Raw genomic sequence first — 15889 nt, forward strand, 5'->3', positions numbered from 1 at the left:
TCCCCCAGCAACAGCGCTCGCGTTTGATGGTCAAGCGGATCCTCGACGCGGCGAAAACGGTGTTGATCGAACGGGGCTATGGCGACGCGACAACCAACCACATCGCCGAAGCCGCCGGTATCAGCCCAGGATCGCTCTACCAGTACTTCCCGAACAAAGAAACGATCATTGCCGCCGTGATCGATCGCTACACCGACCACATCGCCGAGCGCGTCACCGCCCACCTCTCAGCGCACATCGGCGAACCCGAAGAGCCCCAGCGCATTTACGCTACCCTCGACATTCTCCTGGAAGCGATGGAAGAGGAGCCGGGGCTGCTACGGGCCCTGATCGAGCAGACGCCGCGGTTGGGACTCGGGAACAAAATCACCGCGTTCGAAGACCGCGTCGGCGAATTGGCGGCGGCCCACCTCCGGCTGCGCTCGCTGCCGGTCCGTCATGCACAGACCACGATCTGGCTGCTGGTGCGGACCGTCGAGCATCTGACCACCCGCTACCTACTGGACCGACCGCCGATCGGACGCGACGAATTCCTCGGTGAGCTCACCGCACTCATCATCGGGTACTTCCGCCTACACAGCGAGTCGGGCCAGTACTAGAACCGCCGCGGCAACTTCCCCGTCTCGCGAAGCCACCCCTTGCGGGCGGTGTAGTGCCATTTCAGCGACGCGGGCACATACGGCCACGCCGAGCGGATAGCGGCGCGCACGGCGGTGTAGGCGCGTTCGTCGTATGTCGTCCACGAGATCGCGAAACGTTCCCGCACGCCTGCGGGCAACCCGCCGAAGATGACCAGTCGCATGGGCGGCGCCAGTAGCGCCCGCACCGGCCAGGTGGGCAGCAACCGGTTCGCGATCGGCTTGAGCGCCGGTGGCGCTGGAAAGAACGGCGACGTGCTCATGTCGGGAATCGTTCTGCGGTTGATGAATTCGATGAGGTAATCCGACGCCGGGTTCGGCTCGAGGACCTCCTCGCAGTAACGAACCCATTGCGCGTCGAACTCGGCACGGTCAGCGGGCAGAACGGATTCGGTCATGCCGTAACGGCGATACCATTCACTGCCCTCGCGGTAGAGCCGGTCACGGTCGGCGTCACTCAGCGGGTAACCATCCCAATGCTCGGCGACGCGCTCCACCATCCGTTGGAAAGTGGCGTGCGCCCACCAGTACGTCTCGGGGTTGAGGGCGTGATAGCGCGTTCCATCCGGCTGGACGCCCTTGATGTCGCGGTGGAAGTCGCGGACTTGTCTGCCGGTGGCGTCCGCCTGTGGGCCGTCGTAGACGGTCCCGAGTATCCCTGGCAGCGAACGGAATACCCGGTCGACGGGATCGTCGAAGAAGTTGGAGTGCTCGATCAGCGCATACCCGATCGCGGGGTGCATGGTCTGTAACAGGCCCGCGGTGCCGCCCTCGAATGCGATTCGCATGTCGCCGGCCCACCGCCAGTGCAGCGAGTGGGGCCCGAGGTGCAATTGCCCGTCGGCTCGAATGTCCCCTTGGCCGTCCATGATTCAGCCTCGAGCAGCTACGGGCGTGGTCAGCTCTCCAGTTTGTAGCCTAGGCCGCGCACGGTCACCAGATGTGTCGGGTTGGCCGGGTCGGCCTCGATTTTGGAGCGCAGCCGCTTCACGTGCACGTCGAGCGTCTTGGTGTCGCCGACGTAGTCGGCGCCCCACACCCGGTCGATGAGCTGCCCGCGAGTCAGCACCCGCCCGGTGTTGCGCATCAGGTATTCCAGTAGATCGAATTCCTTGAGCGGCAACGTAATCGGCTCACCGTTGACCGAGACGACGTGGCGCTCGACGTCCATTCGTACCGGCCCGGATTCCAGCACGCCGTCGGCGATTTCAGAATCGTCGTCACCGCCGCGGCGCAGCACCGCCCGGATCCTGGCAATCAACTCGCGCGCCGAATACGGCTTGGTCACATAGTCATCGGCGCCCAGCTCCAGGCCCACGACCTTGTCGATTTCGCTGTCGCGCGCGGTGACCATGATCACCGGCACGCTGGAACGGGCCCGCAGCTGCTTGCACACATCGGTGCCGGACATGCCCGGCAGCATCAGGTCGAGCAGCACAATGTCTGCGCCGGCCCGGTCGAACTCGGCCAGCGCCGAAGCCCCGTCGGTCACCACGGTGGCCTCGAAGCCTTCCTTACGCAGTAGAAACGCCAGCGGATCGGCCAGCGACTCCTCGTCTTCCACGATCAGCACACTGGTCATCAGCGTGATTCTTCCTCTCCTCGGGGTGCTAATGATCGAAGGGGCCGGGCCTCGCGTTCCGGCGCTTGGTCGGCCGCTTCGCCGTTGTCCTGATACGCCGGGATCGACAACGTGAACGTCGACCCGGTACCGGGCTGGCTCCACAATCGGATGTTGCCGTTGTGATTGGCCGCCACATGCTTGACGATGGCCAGGCCCAGCCCGGTACCGCCGGTGGCCCGGGAGCGCGCCTTGTCGGCGCGGAAGAACCGCTCGAACACCCGCTCCTGGTCTTTGCGGGCGATCCCGATGCCGCGGTCGGTGACGGCGATCTCGATGAGCGCGCCGCAGCGACGGCGGCTGATCGTGACCAGCGACCCGCGCGGCGAGTAGGCGATGGCGTTTGACACCAGGTTGGCCAACGCGGTGACCAGCAAGCTCTGCTCGCCGAGCACCCGCAAGCCGCTCGGCCGGTCGGTGCGGACCTCGATATCCGCGTTGTCGGCAGCCACTTTGTGCCGCGAAATCGCCTCGGAGACAACGGTATCCACGTCGACGGCACCCAAGTTGGGTAGCCGCTCGGCGCCCTGCAACCGGGACAGCTCGATCAGCTCGCCGACCATGTCGCCCAGCCGGTTGGCCTCGACGAGCACCTTCTCGCCGAAGCGGCGCACCGTCTCGGGGTCCTCCGCCGAGGCCAGCAGCGCCTCGGCCAGCACGGCCATCGCGCCAACCGGCGTCTTGAGCTCGTGGCTGACGTTGGCCACGAAATCGCGCCTGGTCGCCTCCATGCGGGCGTACTCGGACTGGTCGTAGACGAACACGACGGCGAACCGGCGGTCCTCCTCGCTCAGCAGCCGCGCCTGCCCGTGCACCGACAACTCCGACCGACCCGGCCCCGCCCGCTTGCCCGGCAACAGGTCGAATTCGACATCCTCGCCGCTGTCCAGCGCCTGCTGAGCGGCCTTCCAGGCCTCGTCGTCGAGCTGTCGGGAGCGCACCAGGCCGAGCTCGGTGGCTCGGTCGTTGAGATAGACCACGTCGCGGTGCTTGTCCACCACTGCCGTGCCCAGCGGCGTCAGCGCGACGATGCGTTCCAGCATCTGCGCGACGGTGATTCCGGCCCATTCGGCGGCCACCCGCTGCCGTCGTTCGACGACCCGCGGTGCCAGCCGCGCGCCGACGGCGACACCGACGGCCAAGGCCAACACGCTCAACACCCCGGCCAGCAACACGGCCGAGAACACAGTCACATAAAAATCCTACAAATCGGGTGAACGCGGACCCAGCAGCACGAGGCCGAAATCGGACATGTCACACGTCGCGAGACAGGTATTCGCCGACAGTTCACGTGGAATTCGCCCAGCACACTCCACCTTATGCGGCGAGCGTGTACTCACGGCGAAAATTCCGCCGACTTTTCGCCATGGTTGCACGCTCGGCGGCCTCGGCGCCTTAGCGGGCGCCTTGGCTGGCCACCGCCGCCGCGCCCGCGGCGGCGGCCTCCGGATCGAGATAGCTGCCGCCGACGACCGTGGGCCGCAGGTCGGCGTCCAAGTCGTAGCGCAGCGGGATCCCGGTCGGGATGTTCAGCCCGACCACTTCCTCGTCGGACATGCCGTCCAGGTACTTGACCAGGGCGCGCAGCGAGTTGCCGTGCGCAGCGATCAGCACGGTCTTGCCGACCCGCAGGTCCGGCACGATCACGTCGGTGTAATACGGCAGGAACCGGGCCACCACGTCGGCCAGGCACTCGGTCAGCGGACCGCCGCCGATGTCGGCATAGCGCTGGTCGGTGTCCTGGCTGAACTGGCTGCCCTTCTCGATCGGGGGCGGCGGAGTGTCATAGCTGCGCCGCCACGCCATGAACTGCTCGTCGCCGTAGCGGGCCTTGGTCTCGGCCTTGTCCAGGCCCTGCAGCGCGCCGTAGTGGCGTTCGTTGAGCCGCCAGCTGCGCCGCACGGGGATCCACAGCCGGTCGGCGGTGTCCAGCGCCAGGTGTGCGGTGGTGATGGCTCGCCGCAGCAGCGAGGTGTACACCACGTCGGGCAGCAGATTGTGCTCGACCATCAGCTCGCCGCTGCGCACCGCCTCGGCCCGCCCCTTGTCGGTCAGGTCGACGTCGACCCAGCCGGTGAACAGATTCAGCGCGTTCCATTCGCTCTCGCCGTGGCGGAGCAACACCAGCGTGGCCATGCCGGAAAGTCTCTCACGCGCGGCCTGAGTCCTCGTCGTCGATCAAATGCGCGAACGCCTGCAGGTTCTTCAGCGATTCGCCGCGTGACACCCGCCAGTCCCACTCCTTTTGGATCGACGAGCGAAAACCCAACTCCAGCAACGTGTTGAAGTCGGCATCCACCGCTTCGAGCACCTGTCCGAGCACCCGGTCGATCTCCTCATGCGTCACCGAGGCCAACGACATTCGGCCCACCAGGTAGATGTCGCCGACGTTGTCCAACGTGTAGGCAACCCCGTACAGCCGGCGGTTGCGCTTCAGCAGAAAGCGGTAGACGCCCTCGTGGTTCTCGTCGGGCTTGCGACACACGAACGCCTCGACGCGCACCGAGTGCTCGCCGATGCTGAGGATGGTGTTGGTCTTGAGCTTGCGTTCGCCCGGCAGCTCGACGATCAGCCCCGGCAGCCCGCCGTGGGCGCCCTCGTGCCGCGAGTAGGTGAGGTGGCTGGCGTTCAGCGCATCCTCGATCACCTGCTGCACGTCGTCAGCCGCGGTGGTCATGCCCACGCCACATCGCGCACCGGGCCACGAGCGCTGAACTCGCTGATCGCGCGCCGATAGCTGGCCAGCAACGCGTCGACGGTGTTGTCCCAGGAGAACCTCGCCGCGTGCTCGACGGCCGAGCGGCTCATCGCCCAGGCCCGCGGCCCGGCGCCGTGTCGCAACTGCTCGTCGATGGCTCGTGCCCACTGGTCGACGTCGTGACCGGACACCAGGGTGCCGCTGACGCCGTGACGCACCGCCACCGGCAGCCCGCCGACGGCGGCGGCCACCACCGGCGTCCCGCACGCCTGCGCCTCCACCGCGACCAGACCGAACGACTCCGAATAGCTGGGCACCGCCACCAGGTCGGCAGCCTGAAAGAGGCGGGCCAGATCCTCGCGGTCCTGAGGCGGCAGGAACGTCACCCGCTCAGCGATACCCAGTTCCTCGGCCAACCGAACCAAACCGTCCGGGGCGACCAGGCCGCTGCCCGACGGGCCGCCGGCGACCACGATGCGCACCCGCTGCAGTTTGGCCGCCGCGCGCAGCAGGATGTCAGGCCCCTTCAGCGGCTGGATCCGGCCGACGAACGCCACCACCCGCTCGTCCAGCGGTAGCCCCAACGCAGTCCGGGCGGCGCCGCGATCACCGGGGCGGAACACGTCCAGGTCGACACCGGGATGGGCTACGTCGATCCGGGCCGGGTCGGCTTGATGCAGCGAAACCAGTTGTGCGGCTTCGTCTTCGGTGTTGACGATCAACCGGTCCGCCTCGTCGACCACCTGCTGCTCACCGACCGTGCGCAGCGGCGGTTCGGGTGTGTCACCGTCGGCCAGCGCCGCGTTCTTCACCGCGGCCAGCGTGTGCGCGGTGTGCACCAGCGGCACCGCCCAGCGGTCCCGGGCCAGCCAGCCGACCTGCCCGGACAACCAATAGTGCGAGTGCACGATGTCGTAGTAGCCGGGTTCGTGCGCGGCCTCGGCGCGCAGCACCCCGGCGGCGAAGGCGCACAGCTGGGTGGGCAGGTCGTATTTGTCCAGGCCTTCGAACGGCCCGGCCACCACGTTGCGCACCAGCACACCGGGCGCCACCCGCACGATCGGCGGATCGGTGGACGCGGTGGCCCGGGTGAAGATCTCCACCTCGACCCCGCGGCGAGCCAGATGCAATGCGGTCTGCAGCACGTAGACGTTCATCCCGCCGGCGTCCCCGATGCCCGGCTGGGCAAGCGGCGAGGTGTGCACCGAAAGCACCGCCACGCGGCGCGGCTGGGTCAGCGCGGAAGTGTCCAGCCAAGCAAGATCAGTGTGGGCCACATCGTCATCTTTGCAGGGCCCTCCGACCCTCCCCCGACAACGCAGGTCAGGCGGGTGTCTCGTCGGCGACTTGCAGCGTGGCCACCGACGGGGCCCCGTGGGTGCGGCGCATGGCACCGAGCGGGTCGGCGTACAGCCCGCCCAGCGACACGATGCCCGCCCCGGCCTCTTGCACCCGATTGCCGAATGCCGTGATCCGGATGTCGCGCGGCGGCAGCACCGAACGGGCGGCGAACGCCGCCTCCACGTGCTCCATGCCCTCCGGGTACTCGGTGAACGCCTGCCCCCCGACCACCAGGTCGTCGGGGTTGAGCAGATCGCGCAGCAAGGCCACCGCTTCACCAAGCACCCGGGCCCGCTCGGCGAGCAGCTCCTTGGCCTGTGCGTTGCCGCCGCGCGCCAACTTCAGCAGCTCGGTGATCGCAGCCGCCTGCGCACCCCTGCGCGCAGGCAGGATGCGCAGCCGGCGCGCCGCGGCCAACACGGCCTCGTCGCTCACGGTGGACTCCAGCTGTCCGGAGCCGCCGAGCAGCTCCGAGCTCGCGGGCAGGTTGGCGATGGTCCCCGGCCCGCTGGCCGGGGTATGCACCCGCCCGCCGATCATCAGCGCATAGCCCACCGTCTCGCGGGCGTAGACGTACAGGCTGGTCGGTACGTTGGGCGCAAAGCGGCGCATCCCCAGCAGCAACTCGGCCCCGGCCATCGCGTCGACGTGGGACGCCACCGACACCGGCAGGCCCAGCGCGTCGGCCAGCACCGGCCCCACCGGCGCCTCCCGCCAGCCCAGCCGCGCATGGTCGACGTGCCCGGTGCCGCCGTCGACCACCCCGCCGATCGCCACCCCGACCCACAACGGCCGCCGCCGGTGCCAGCGCCTCAGGTAGCGGCGGGCGCCGTCGGCCAGCGACGCCAGCGCCGGCCCCTGACCGCTGCGCGGTGTCGGAGTTTCGACGGCGTCGAGCGTGCGGCCGAACAGGTCGGTGGCCACGATGCTGGTGGTTCGCGCCCCGATGTGGATGCCCAGCGTCAGAAACGGCTCGTGGTTGACCTCCACGGGCACCCGCGGACGCCCGATCGCCCCCGCGACGGCCAGATCGGCGCGCTCCCGCAGCAGGCCGGCCTCCAGCAGGGCGATGACTTGGCGGTTGACCGTCGCGATGGACAGCGAGGTGGCCTGTGCGATGACGTCGCGGCCGATCGGGCCGCGCAGCCGCACCGCCCGGAAGACCGACGCGGCGGCGGCCTCCGGCAGCTGAAGCGACGGCGGCAGCACGTTGGGGCGCGCCGGCAACGGGCGCTTGTGGCTGTGGGAGGTGAGAGTAGACGTGCGCATGAGTGTCCTTAGTTCGAGTTTTGCTGGCGGGCCATGGCCACACCTGGCAATGCGTCAGGCGCGGCTAGTTGCGCAGCAACAACACGCGCAGTCCGCGAACAGACACGCGGACGCACACCCGAACAGGGCACTGGAGTACACGAGAGGAATTTAGCACGCTTATAGAGTTGAGCCGATGAAAGCAGCGCAAACGAGCAAAAGAGTCGCCGTGGTCACCGGCGCCAGCTCCGGAATCGGCGAGGCGACCGCGAAAATCCTTGCCGCCCAAGGCTTTCACTTGGTTGCGGTGGCGCGCCGGGCAGAGCGGATCGCCGCGCTGGCCGACGAGATCGGCGGCACCGCGGTGGTCGCCGATGTGACCGACGACACAGCGGTGGACGAGCTGGCACGTGGGCTGGAGCGGGTAGATGTGCTGGTCAACAACGCCGGCGGCGCCAAGGGGCTGGAGTCGGTGGCCGACGCCGACCTGGAGCACTGGCGCTGGATGTGGGAGACCAATGTGCTGGGCACCCTGCGGGTGACCCGGGCGCTACTGCCCAAGCTGATCGAATCCGGCGACGGGCTGATCGTCACCATCACCTCAGTGGCGGCGTTGGAGGTGTACGACGGCGGCTCGGGCTACACCTCGGCCAAACACGCACAAGGGGCGCTGCATCGCACCCTGCGCGGCGAGCTGCTTGGAAAACCGGTGCGGCTCACCGAGATTGCGCCGGGGGCAGTCGAAACCGAGTTCTCCTTGGTCCGGTTCGGCGGCGACCAGCAACGCGCCGACGCCGTCTATGCGGGCATGACGCCGCTGGTGGCCGAGGACATCGCGGAGGTGATCGGGTTCGTGGCGTCCAGGCCGCCGCACGTCAACCTCGACCAGATCGTCATCCGGCCGCGCGATCAGGCCACCGCTAGCCGCCGGGTCTAGGCCGCGTCGTCGTGGTCGGGGTGCCCGACAACGTCGGCGCGTTGCTCGGGGTGGCGGGCGCGCTGCGCGGCATCGACGCCGGCGAGGGCTTGGTCCCGTTGGGCGGCGGCAGCGCCGACATCGACACCCAGGTGTCCCAGTCCACCGCCCAGTCCCAGATGTCGCCGTCGGCGTAGGACAACTCGATCCGGCTGCCGGTCACCTCGACCGGGTCGCCGTAGATCGCGCTGTTGAAGTACTGCTGGGCGTCGGCCGTCGACAGGTTCACACAACCGTTGGTGACGTTGCTATTGCCTTGCGCGCCAGCACTTGCCGGGTTGGCGTGGATGAATTCACCGTTGTTGGAAATGCGCACGGCCCAGCGCTCGTGGATGTTGCTGTAACCGGCGGCGGGGTTGGACATGTAGAAGTCGGCGTATTTCTCGCTGACCACGTGGATGCCGTTGCGGGTGACGTTGCGCGCCTGGTCGCCCTCGCCGTAGCTGCACGGGAAGTCCATGATCACGCCCTCGTCGCGGACCACCTGGATGCGGTGCGAGGAGATCTCGGCCTTGACCACCTGGCGGCGCCCGACATCGAAGTGCAGGCTCATGTCCTGTGCGCCGTAGGCGCCGTCGCCGAACGCCACTCCGTACAGCTTGGCCTCGACTTTGACCTTGGTGCCTGCCGGGTAGTACTCGCGGGTGCGGTAGTGCACGCGGGCGCCTTGAGCCTCGTCGGGCAGCCACGCCCAGCTGCCCTCGACGGGCGGGTCGGTGGTGACCTTCAGCGCCCGCTCGACGGCGGCCTTGTCGCTGATCGGTGCGTCGAACTGGATGATGATCGGCGCCGCGACGCCGACGGTCTGCCCATCGGCCAGCTGGAAACCACCGTCGATGGTCTTGGTGGGCGTGACGGTGCTGAGCTTGCCCGCCACCGGAACCGTCTTGCCGTCGTGGCCCACCACCGATCCGCTCCAGGTGTAGGTCGCGTCGTAGCCGAGCGGTTCGGTGATGCTGTAGACGGTGCGATCCCGATTGAGCGCACCGCGCACCACCTTGCCGGCGGAATTCGTCAACGCAACCCGCTGGAACCAGCCGTCGCGCACCTCGACGCTGACCGGTGCCGTGGGCACGATGTTCTTGGCGGCCGCGGTGCCCGGCGCCGGCTGGAACATCAGCTTGGGCCCCGACGGCTCCTTCGGCTTCGCGGCTTGTTTGCTCGATCCCCCGAAGCAGGCGGCCAGCACGTTCGGCGCGAGGATCCCCACGGCGAGGGCCGTCAATGCCCGGCGCCGGTTGATCGGCGACAGGTCGCGCGAAGTGTCCACGACACAACAAGATACCGGCGAAAACGACCTGTCCCGCGCAGCCGCAGCTAGAGTACGCAGCCGACCAGCACCGGTTCGGGTGTAAGTGTGATGCCAAACACATCGCGGACCCCGTCGCGCACGGTGCGCGCCAGCGACACCACGTCCGCGGCGGTGGCGCCGCCGCGGTTCGTCAAAGCAAGCGCATGCTTGGTGGACAGTCGGCATCGGGCGGCGTCGAGGTCTGGATAACCCTTGCCGAAACCGGCTTGCTCAACCAGCCATCCGGCGGCCAGCTTGACGCCGGCCGGCGCCGGATAGTGCGGCACAGGCCGCTCGGCGCGCTGCGCCAGCCGCTCGTAAAATTCCGGTGCCACAACGGGATTGGTGAAAAACGATCCAACACTCCAGGTGTCATGGTCGGCCGGGTCGAGCACCATGCCCTTGCGGGTGCGCAGGCCCAGCACCGCCTCCCGAACAACCGCGGGGTCGGTGCGGTCACCGGCTGCAGCGTCCAGCGCGGTGATCAGCTCGCCGTATCGCAGCGGGGCGCTGCGACCCGAAGCGTCCAGCGCGAACTCCACTTCCAGGACGACGGCCTCCTCGGAGTGTTTGAGCACACTGCTGCGGTATCCGAAATACAGTTTGCTGGGCGGTATCCAGTTCACCGCGCCGGTGCGCCGGTCCAGCAAACGTACGCGGGTGATGGTGTCGGCCACCTCGACGCCGTAGGCGCCGACGTTCTGCACCGGGGTGGCGCCGGCCGACCCGGGAATGCCTGAGAGACACTCCAGCCCGCCCAACCCATGCTCGATGGCCGCCGTCACGACGTCGTCCCACACTGCGCCGGCCTCGACCCGCACGATGTTGCCGTCGACGCTGATGTTCGTGGTGGCCAGCCGCACCACGGTCAGGTCGCTGAGCGTGTCGGCGATCACCAGATTGGAGCCGCCGGCCAACACCAGCAGCGGCCGGCAACGCTGGCCGTCGAGCTGCCTTAGCGTCGTGACCACTTGTTCGGTGCTGGTGCACGTGATGACCCGCGAGGCGACCGGGCCGACCCGCAATGTGGTCAGCGGCGCCAGCGGCACGTCTTCATCGACGCGCGCACCGGCGAATAGCGGTCCCACCACAGGCCGCAACGGTAGCCTGACCTGCTATGCCGCGTTCATTCGACATGTCCACCGACTATGGGGCCACCGTCGAAGAGGTGCTTCGGGCATTCAGCGAAGAGACGTATTGGCTGGAGCGACTGGCCGTTTCGGGTGCCGATGAGGCGACGCTGGACTCGATGGTGCTCGGCGGCCCGACCGGGGATGACGGCAGTATCGACGTGATCACCACGCAGGTGCTGCACAGTGATCGACTGCCGGGCCTGGTCAGCCAATTCCACCGGGGGGACCTGTGTATCCGCCGCGAGGAGCGCTGGGAGCCGTCCGCCGACGGCACCGCCGCGGCCACCGTCAGCGGGTCGATCCTGGACGCACCGGCGACGCTGACCGGCACCGCGGTGCTGGAGCCGGTGGAGTCGGGCGGCGCCCGGCTGAACTTCCGGGCCACAGTCGAGGTGCGCGTTCCGCTGGTCGGCGGCAAGTTGGAGAACTTCATCGGCAGCCAACTGGTCGAATTGCTGATCGCCGAACAGCGTTTCACCACCATGTGGATCACCGAGAACGCGTGACCGAAGCTTTAGGCTGGCGGGCATGCGGATTGCGGTGGCGCAGATCCTCAGTGGCACCGACCCGGCCGACAACCTCGAGCTGGTGCGGGAGTATGCGGGTCGGGCCGCCGACGCCGGCGCGACGCTGGTGATGTTCCCGGAAGCGACCATGTGCCGGTTCGGGGTGCCGCTGGCTCCGATCGCCGAGCCGGTCGACGGGCCGTGGGCCGACGGGGTGCGCGGGATCGCCGCCGACGCCGGCATCACCGTCATCGCCGGCATGTTCACCCCGGCCGACGACGGGCGCGTCACCAACACGCTGCTCGCGACCGGCCCCGACATCGACGCCCACTACGACAAGATCCACCTCTACGACGCGTTCGGCTTCACCGAATCACGCACGGTCGCACCCGGACGCGAGCCGGTGGTGATCACCGTCGACGGTGTCGGGGTGGGGTTGTCCACCTGCTACGACGTCCGCTTCCCGGAGCTGTTCACCACTCTGGCGCGCCGCGGCGCCCAGCTGATCGCGGTGTGCGCGTCGTGGGCATCGGGGCCCGGGAAGCTCGAGCAGTGGACGCTTTTGGCCCGCGCTCGGGCGCTCGACTCCACCAGCTACATCGCCGCGGCGGGGCAGGCCTATCCCGGCGAACCGGTGGCGTCGAAGGGGCCGACGGGTGTCGGCGGCAGCCTCGTCGTCTCGCCGTTCGGTGAGGTGGTTGCCGCCGCCGGAGCCGACCCCCAGCTGTTGACCGCCGACATCGATCTCGAGCGCGTCGCCGCGGCCCGCGACACCATTGCGGTGCTGCGCAACCACTCAGCTTTCGCTCATGTGGATAAGGCAGAATCGCCCGGGTGACGAATCCGCAGGGTCCACCCGGCGAGGAGCCATCGGTATGGGCTCGTCCGGGTAGCGAGAGTCAGCCGGCCGAGCCTGCGACGCCGACCGAGCCCGTACCGCCTACCGAAGCCCCCACAACGGACCTGCCGGAGCAGCCCCACCCTGCGCCCGCACAGGACGTGGCCGCACCCGTGGAAACCACACCAGTGAAAACCAAACGCCGCCTCGACGCGGTATCCGTCACCCTGGTTCTCGTCATCGTGGTGGCGCTGCTGTGCGCCGGCCTGGTGGGAGCCGAACTCTACGCCCGGCACCGCGCCGACGACGTCGTGGCCGCGGCCACCGAATGCGTGGTGCAGGACAAGGTCAGCGTGTCCTTCGGCCCCAGCCCGTTTCTGCTGCAGCACCTACGCGGGCATTACGGGGACATCAAGATCCACACCGCGGGCAACCAGTTGCGCAGCGCCAAGGGCATGAAGGCCGACATCAACGTCGACAACGTCGACCTGCACGGCAGCGCCAACTCGAAGGGCACCATCGGCGCGCTGGACGCCGGCGTCACCTGGACGTCGGAGGGCATCAAAGAAACCGTGCAGCATGCGGTTCCGTTCGTGGGCGGCCTGGTCAACACCGTCACCACCAACCCCAGTGCCGGCACCGTCGAACTCAGCGGCGCGCTGGGCCTGGGCAGCGTCACGGTCAAGCCGCAGGTCGCCGACAACGGGCTGGCGCTGCAGGTCACCAAGGTCACCGCGATGGGGGCCCCGATACCGCACGAGACGGCCCAGTCGGCGCTGGACATCTTCGCCTCGACGCTCACCAAGGACTTCCCGCTGGGAATTCATGCCGACAGCGTGCAGGTCACCGATGACGGTGTGGTAGCACACTTTTCGACGCGTAACGCCCCGATCCCGTCGGCGCAGGACGACCCCTGCTTTGCGAAGCTCTAGCGCCCGGCCAAACCGATAAGGCACAATCGCGCTGGTGACGAATCCGCAAGGGCCTCCGGGGGGCGACCCGTCGCACGGGGCTCGCCCGCCTCGACCGGCCGACCCGAACAGGCCGGCGCCCCCGCGCCCCAGTGCGGCGCCGTCCGAGTCACCGACTCGTCAGTTCCCCCAGCGCGGCCGTCCGCCGGAGCAGCCCACCCGCGAGGTTCCGCGGGCGCCCCAGCCGGGCCGTCCGCCGCCCCCAGGGCCCCCGCCGGGCCAGCCGCCGTACCGGCCGGGCCCCCAGGCGCATCCGGGTCCGCCGCCGGGTCGTTCGCCGCACCAGCCCGGCCCGCCGCAGCAGCCGGGCCTGCCGCCCAACCCGCAGCCGCGTCAGCCCGGCCCGCCGCCGCCCGCGCAGGAGTCGGCCACCACGCGGCTGTCCACGCCGTCCGAGTCGAAGGAGGCCCCGGCGAAAACCAAACGCGGTTTCTCCCGCAACTGGATGTCGCTCGCGTTGATCCTGGTCGTCGTCGTGCTGCTAGTGCTCGCCGGGCTGATCGGCGCCGAGCTGTACACCCGCCACGTCGCCGACAGCAAGGTGACCGACGCGGTGCAGTGCGAAGTGCAGGACAGCGCCAGCGTGTCCTTCGACCCGGCGCCACCGGTGCTGTGGCAGTACGTGACCAAGCACTACACCAACATCTCCGTCCAGACCGCGGGGAATCAGGTGCGCAAGGCCAAGGGCATGCAGGTGACGTTCTCGCTACACGACGTGAAGCTGAACAAGACCAGCGACTCCAACGGCACGATCGGCTCGATCAACGGCACCGTCAACTGGTCCTCGGATGGCATCAAGGAGTCGATCCGGGACGCCATCCCGGTGCTCGGCGGCTTTGTCAGCAGAAGCGTCACCACCAACACCGGCGACGGGACCGTTGAGCTCAAGGGCGTGCTGAGCAGCGCGACGGTCAAGCCGCAGATCGTCAACAACGGGCTGTCCCTGCAGCTGGTCAAGTTGAACGCGCTGGGCGACGACATCTCGACGGAGTCGGCGCAAAAACACCTGGACGACCTCATGGAGAAAGCGACCAGGCACTACCCGCTGGGCCTGCACGCCGACACGTTCAAGGTCACCGACAACGGTGTCCAGGCGACGTTCTCGAGCAACAACGCCACGATCCCGGCCAGCAGCGGCAATAACCAGAACCCCTGTTTCGCCAACCTCTGACGAGGTCTACCCCAGGCCGTCGAGCACGGCCCGGGTGCCGGACAACCCCAGCCGGGTGGCTCCGGCGTCGAGCATCTCGAGCGCGACGGCCGCTGTGCGAATCCCGCCGCTGGCCTTGACCCCGAGCCGTCCGCCGACGGTGTCGGCCATGATCGCGACCGCGCTCACCGATGCCCCGCCCGCGGGATGAAAACCCGTGGAGGTCTTCACGAAATCCGCGCCGGCGTCCTCGGCGGCGCGGCACACCTCGGCCAGAGTGTGCTCGTCGGCGAGGCTGAGCAGCACCGCCGACTCGACGATCACTTTGAGCACCGCGGCGGGTACGGCGGCGCGCACCGCCGCAATGTCTGAACGCACCGCGTCGATGTCGCCCGCCAGCGCGGCACCGACGTCGATGACCATGTCGATCTCGCTGGCGCCGGACGCGACGGCCAGCGCCGCTTCTCGCGCCTTCACCTCCGGTAGGTGCTTACCCGACGGGAACCCGGCGACGGCGGCGACCCGCACCCCCGCATTGGTCGCGGCGGCAACCATCGACGGGGAGACGCAGACGGCGTGGACGCCGAGCTCGGCGGCTTCGGCCGCGACGGCGGCGATCTCGGCGGCAGTGGCCTCCGGTTCGAGCAGGGTGTGGTCGACGAGGGCAGCCAGTTGTTCGCGGGTCGGTCGGCCCGGCACTAGAAATTCTCTTCGGAACCGCCGGGGTTACATCCGGAACCGACCATCGTGGCGGCGTCGACGACCGGCCGCCACGGCTCGAGGTTCCAGCTGAGCTTGCCGGGCTCCGCGATTTCGGCCAGCTGCCAGTGGCAGAGGAACTGCTCGCGCATGCCGGGCGTGCCGGCGTCGGGCGCCAGGGTCAGCACCTCGGCCCATGCCTCATCGGCGTCGGCGCCTGGCGCACCGAGCTGGCGCGCGGCCGCGCGCCCGGACGCCGTCGGGTACACCCGCAGGCTGGGCAGCCGGCCCCACTGCGCCCATTCGGTGTGATCGACGAACGGCGGCGAGTACGACGGCGATTTCGGTCCTGCGACCCCCGGATCCGCGGCCACGGGAGCGGCGCCCAACAACGCGACGAGCGCCGCTGCCAGCACAGCGGGCAGGATCAGGGCTCGCATACCGCTGTTAGGACTTGCCTTCAATCTCGAGCAGCTTGGGGCGAACGTCGAGCAGGTAAACGCCGGCCGCGCAGGCCGCCATCGCCGCCCCTAGCACGCTGAGCACCAATGCCAGCAGCGTCCCGAAGCCGAGGATCACCAACCACACCGGCTTGGTCATCTTGTCGGCGGCTGTGTAGGCGTCCGGCCGCTGCATCGCCGCATGGACGAACGCGTAGAGGGTCGTCATCGCCACCACGAACTGCAAGACGAACACGACGTTATTGACGAGGTTCACGCTGCAAGCGTAAGCGGGCGGCGGGGAAAACGTCGACTCCGAGCCGCCCGGACGGACGACTC

General features: G+C 68.6%; 18 protein-coding genes. 6 read left to right on the forward strand and 12 right to left on the reverse strand.

Features of this window, described 5'->3' with window-relative positions:
• Positions 1-26: 26 nt before the first annotated feature.
• Positions 27-599, forward strand: a complete 573-nt coding sequence (locus tag AWC06_RS12175) for a TetR/AcrR family transcriptional regulator (protein ID WP_085198076.1) — start codon at positions 27-29, stop codon at positions 597-599.
• Here the strand turns inward: AWC06_RS12175 and AWC06_RS12180 are convergent.
• The 7 genes from AWC06_RS12180 to AWC06_RS12210 all read right to left on the reverse strand — a co-directional run bounded on the left by AWC06_RS12180 (position 596) and on the right by AWC06_RS12210 (position 7567).
• Positions 596-1507, reverse strand: coding sequence for an oxygenase MpaB family protein (locus tag AWC06_RS12180; protein ID WP_085197649.1), 912 nt, complete (start codon positions 1505-1507; stop codon positions 596-598). The genes AWC06_RS12175 and AWC06_RS12180 overlap by 4 nt on opposite strands.
• 29 nt (positions 1508-1536) lie before the next feature.
• Complete coding sequence (gene regX / locus AWC06_RS12185) at positions 1537-2220, reverse strand: two-component sensory transduction protein RegX (RefSeq protein WP_085197651.1); 684 nt, start codon at positions 2218-2220, stop codon at positions 1537-1539.
• A complete protein-coding gene (locus AWC06_RS12190; RefSeq protein ID WP_139820030.1) occupies positions 2220-3452 on the reverse strand; it encodes a sensor histidine kinase in 1233 nt (410 codons plus the stop codon). Before AWC06_RS12190 ends, regX begins: the two co-directional genes overlap by 1 nt.
• A 202-nt stretch (positions 3453-3654) precedes the next feature.
• On the reverse strand, positions 3655-4395 hold the full coding sequence (locus tag AWC06_RS12195; RefSeq protein ID WP_085197655.1) for a phosphoglyceromutase: 741 nt from the start codon (positions 4393-4395) through the stop codon (positions 3655-3657).
• Positions 4396-4408: 13 nt separating this feature from the next.
• On the reverse strand, positions 4409-4936 hold the full coding sequence (locus AWC06_RS12200; protein WP_085198080.1) for a type III secretion system chaperone family protein: 528 nt from the start codon (positions 4934-4936) through the stop codon (positions 4409-4411).
• On the reverse strand, positions 4933-6234 hold the full coding sequence (gene mshA / locus AWC06_RS12205; RefSeq protein ID WP_169715340.1) for a D-inositol-3-phosphate glycosyltransferase: 1302 nt from the start codon (positions 6232-6234) through the stop codon (positions 4933-4935). Before mshA ends, AWC06_RS12200 begins: the two co-directional genes overlap by 4 nt.
• A gap of 46 nt (positions 6235-6280) precedes the next feature.
• On the reverse strand, positions 6281-7567 hold the full coding sequence (locus tag AWC06_RS12210; protein ID WP_085197657.1) for an ROK family transcriptional regulator: 1287 nt from the start codon (positions 7565-7567) through the stop codon (positions 6281-6283).
• Positions 7568-7742: 175 nt separating this feature from the next.
• Between AWC06_RS12210 and AWC06_RS12215 the strand changes: the two genes are divergently transcribed.
• A complete protein-coding gene (locus AWC06_RS12215) occupies positions 7743-8483 on the forward strand; it encodes an SDR family NAD(P)-dependent oxidoreductase (protein ID WP_085197659.1) in 741 nt (246 codons plus the stop codon).
• Here AWC06_RS12215 and AWC06_RS12220 read toward each other — a convergent pair.
• Both AWC06_RS12220 and AWC06_RS12225 read right to left on the reverse strand, forming a co-directional pair.
• A complete protein-coding gene (locus AWC06_RS12220) occupies positions 8467-9852 on the reverse strand; it encodes a L,D-transpeptidase (RefSeq protein WP_372458197.1) in 1386 nt (461 codons plus the stop codon). The two genes, AWC06_RS12215 and AWC06_RS12220, sit on opposite strands and share 17 nt — an antisense overlap.
• A complete protein-coding gene (locus AWC06_RS12225) occupies positions 9840-10913 on the reverse strand; it encodes a UDP-N-acetylmuramate dehydrogenase (protein ID WP_139820031.1) in 1074 nt (357 codons plus the stop codon). The genes AWC06_RS12220 and AWC06_RS12225 overlap by 13 nt, the downstream gene beginning before the upstream one ends.
• Positions 10914-10930: 17 nt before the next feature.
• On the opposite strand from AWC06_RS12225, the gene AWC06_RS12230 reads away from it, so the two are divergent.
• The 4 genes from AWC06_RS12230 to AWC06_RS23805 are packed head-to-tail and all read left to right on the forward strand — an operon-like array spanning position 10931 to position 14432.
• Positions 10931-11452: a DUF2505 domain-containing protein gene (locus tag AWC06_RS12230; protein ID WP_085197665.1), complete on the forward strand. Its 522-nt coding sequence runs from the start codon at positions 10931-10933 to the stop codon at positions 11450-11452.
• A gap of 22 nt (positions 11453-11474) precedes the next feature.
• Positions 11475-12290: a carbon-nitrogen hydrolase family protein gene (locus AWC06_RS12235; protein ID WP_085197667.1), complete on the forward strand. Its 816-nt coding sequence runs from the start codon at positions 11475-11477 to the stop codon at positions 12288-12290.
• Positions 12287-13222: an LmeA family phospholipid-binding protein gene (locus tag AWC06_RS12240; RefSeq protein ID WP_085197669.1), complete on the forward strand. Its 936-nt coding sequence runs from the start codon at positions 12287-12289 to the stop codon at positions 13220-13222. Before AWC06_RS12235 ends, AWC06_RS12240 begins: the two co-directional genes overlap by 4 nt.
• Before the next feature lie 34 nt (positions 13223-13256).
• Positions 13257-14432, forward strand: coding sequence for an LmeA family phospholipid-binding protein (locus tag AWC06_RS23805; RefSeq protein ID WP_085197671.1), 1176 nt, complete (start codon positions 13257-13259; stop codon positions 14430-14432).
• A gap of 6 nt (positions 14433-14438) precedes the next feature.
• Here the strand turns inward: AWC06_RS23805 and deoC are convergent, their stop codons facing one another.
• Genes deoC through AWC06_RS12260 form a run of 3 tightly spaced genes read right to left on the reverse strand, consistent with a single transcriptional unit; the run spans position 14439 to position 15779 of the window.
• On the reverse strand, positions 14439-15110 hold the full coding sequence (deoC, locus tag AWC06_RS12250) for a deoxyribose-phosphate aldolase (protein WP_085197673.1): 672 nt from the start codon (positions 15108-15110) through the stop codon (positions 14439-14441).
• Positions 15110-15550: a DUF2599 domain-containing protein gene (locus tag AWC06_RS12255; RefSeq protein WP_085197674.1), complete on the reverse strand. Its 441-nt coding sequence runs from the start codon at positions 15548-15550 to the stop codon at positions 15110-15112. The genes deoC and AWC06_RS12255 overlap by 1 nt, the downstream gene beginning before the upstream one ends.
• A 7-nt stretch (positions 15551-15557) precedes the next feature.
• Positions 15558-15779 (reverse strand): DUF2516 family protein, encoded by a 222-nt coding sequence (locus tag AWC06_RS12260; RefSeq protein WP_085198082.1) that lies wholly within the window; start codon positions 15777-15779, stop codon positions 15558-15560.
• Between the last annotated feature and the right edge of the window lie 110 nt (positions 15780-15889).

Origin of the sequence: Mycobacterium fragae, from assembly GCF_002102185.1 — a bacterium.
GTDB classification, from domain to species: domain Bacteria; phylum Actinomycetota; class Actinomycetes; order Mycobacteriales; family Mycobacteriaceae; genus Mycobacterium; species Mycobacterium fragae.

What these genes read in the sequence shown, in the direction of transcription:
- AWC06_RS12180 (WP_085197649.1), bottom strand. Translation starts at nt 1,507, where the DNA reads ATGGACGGCCAAGGGGACATTCGAGCCGACGGGCAATTGCACCTCGGG.
- AWC06_RS12230 (WP_085197665.1), top strand. Translation starts at nt 10,931, where the DNA reads ATGCCGCGTTCATTCGACATGTCCACCGACTATGGGGCCACCGTCGAA.
- AWC06_RS12215 (WP_085197659.1), top strand. Translation starts at nt 7,743, where the DNA reads ATGAAAGCAGCGCAAACGAGCAAAAGAGTCGCCGTGGTCACCGGCGCC.
- AWC06_RS12260 (WP_085198082.1), bottom strand. Translation starts at nt 15,779, where the DNA reads ATGACGACCCTCTACGCGTTCGTCCATGCGGCGATGCAGCGGCCGGAC.
- AWC06_RS12175 (WP_085198076.1), top strand. Translation starts at nt 27, where the DNA reads ATGGTCAAGCGGATCCTCGACGCGGCGAAAACGGTGTTGATCGAACGG.
- AWC06_RS12195 (WP_085197655.1), bottom strand. Translation starts at nt 4,395, where the DNA reads ATGGCCACGCTGGTGTTGCTCCGCCACGGCGAGAGCGAATGGAACGCG.
- regX (WP_085197651.1), bottom strand. Translation starts at nt 2,220, where the DNA reads ATGACCAGTGTGCTGATCGTGGAAGACGAGGAGTCGCTGGCCGATCCG.
- AWC06_RS12200 (WP_085198080.1), bottom strand. Translation starts at nt 4,936, where the DNA reads ATGACCACCGCGGCTGACGACGTGCAGCAGGTGATCGAGGATGCGCTG.
- AWC06_RS12210 (WP_085197657.1), bottom strand. Translation starts at nt 7,567, where the DNA reads ATGCGCACGTCTACTCTCACCTCCCACAGCCACAAGCGCCCGTTGCCG.
- AWC06_RS12255 (WP_085197674.1), bottom strand. Translation starts at nt 15,550, where the DNA reads ATGCGAGCCCTGATCCTGCCCGCTGTGCTGGCAGCGGCGCTCGTCGCG.
- AWC06_RS12235 (WP_085197667.1), top strand. Translation starts at nt 11,475, where the DNA reads ATGCGGATTGCGGTGGCGCAGATCCTCAGTGGCACCGACCCGGCCGAC.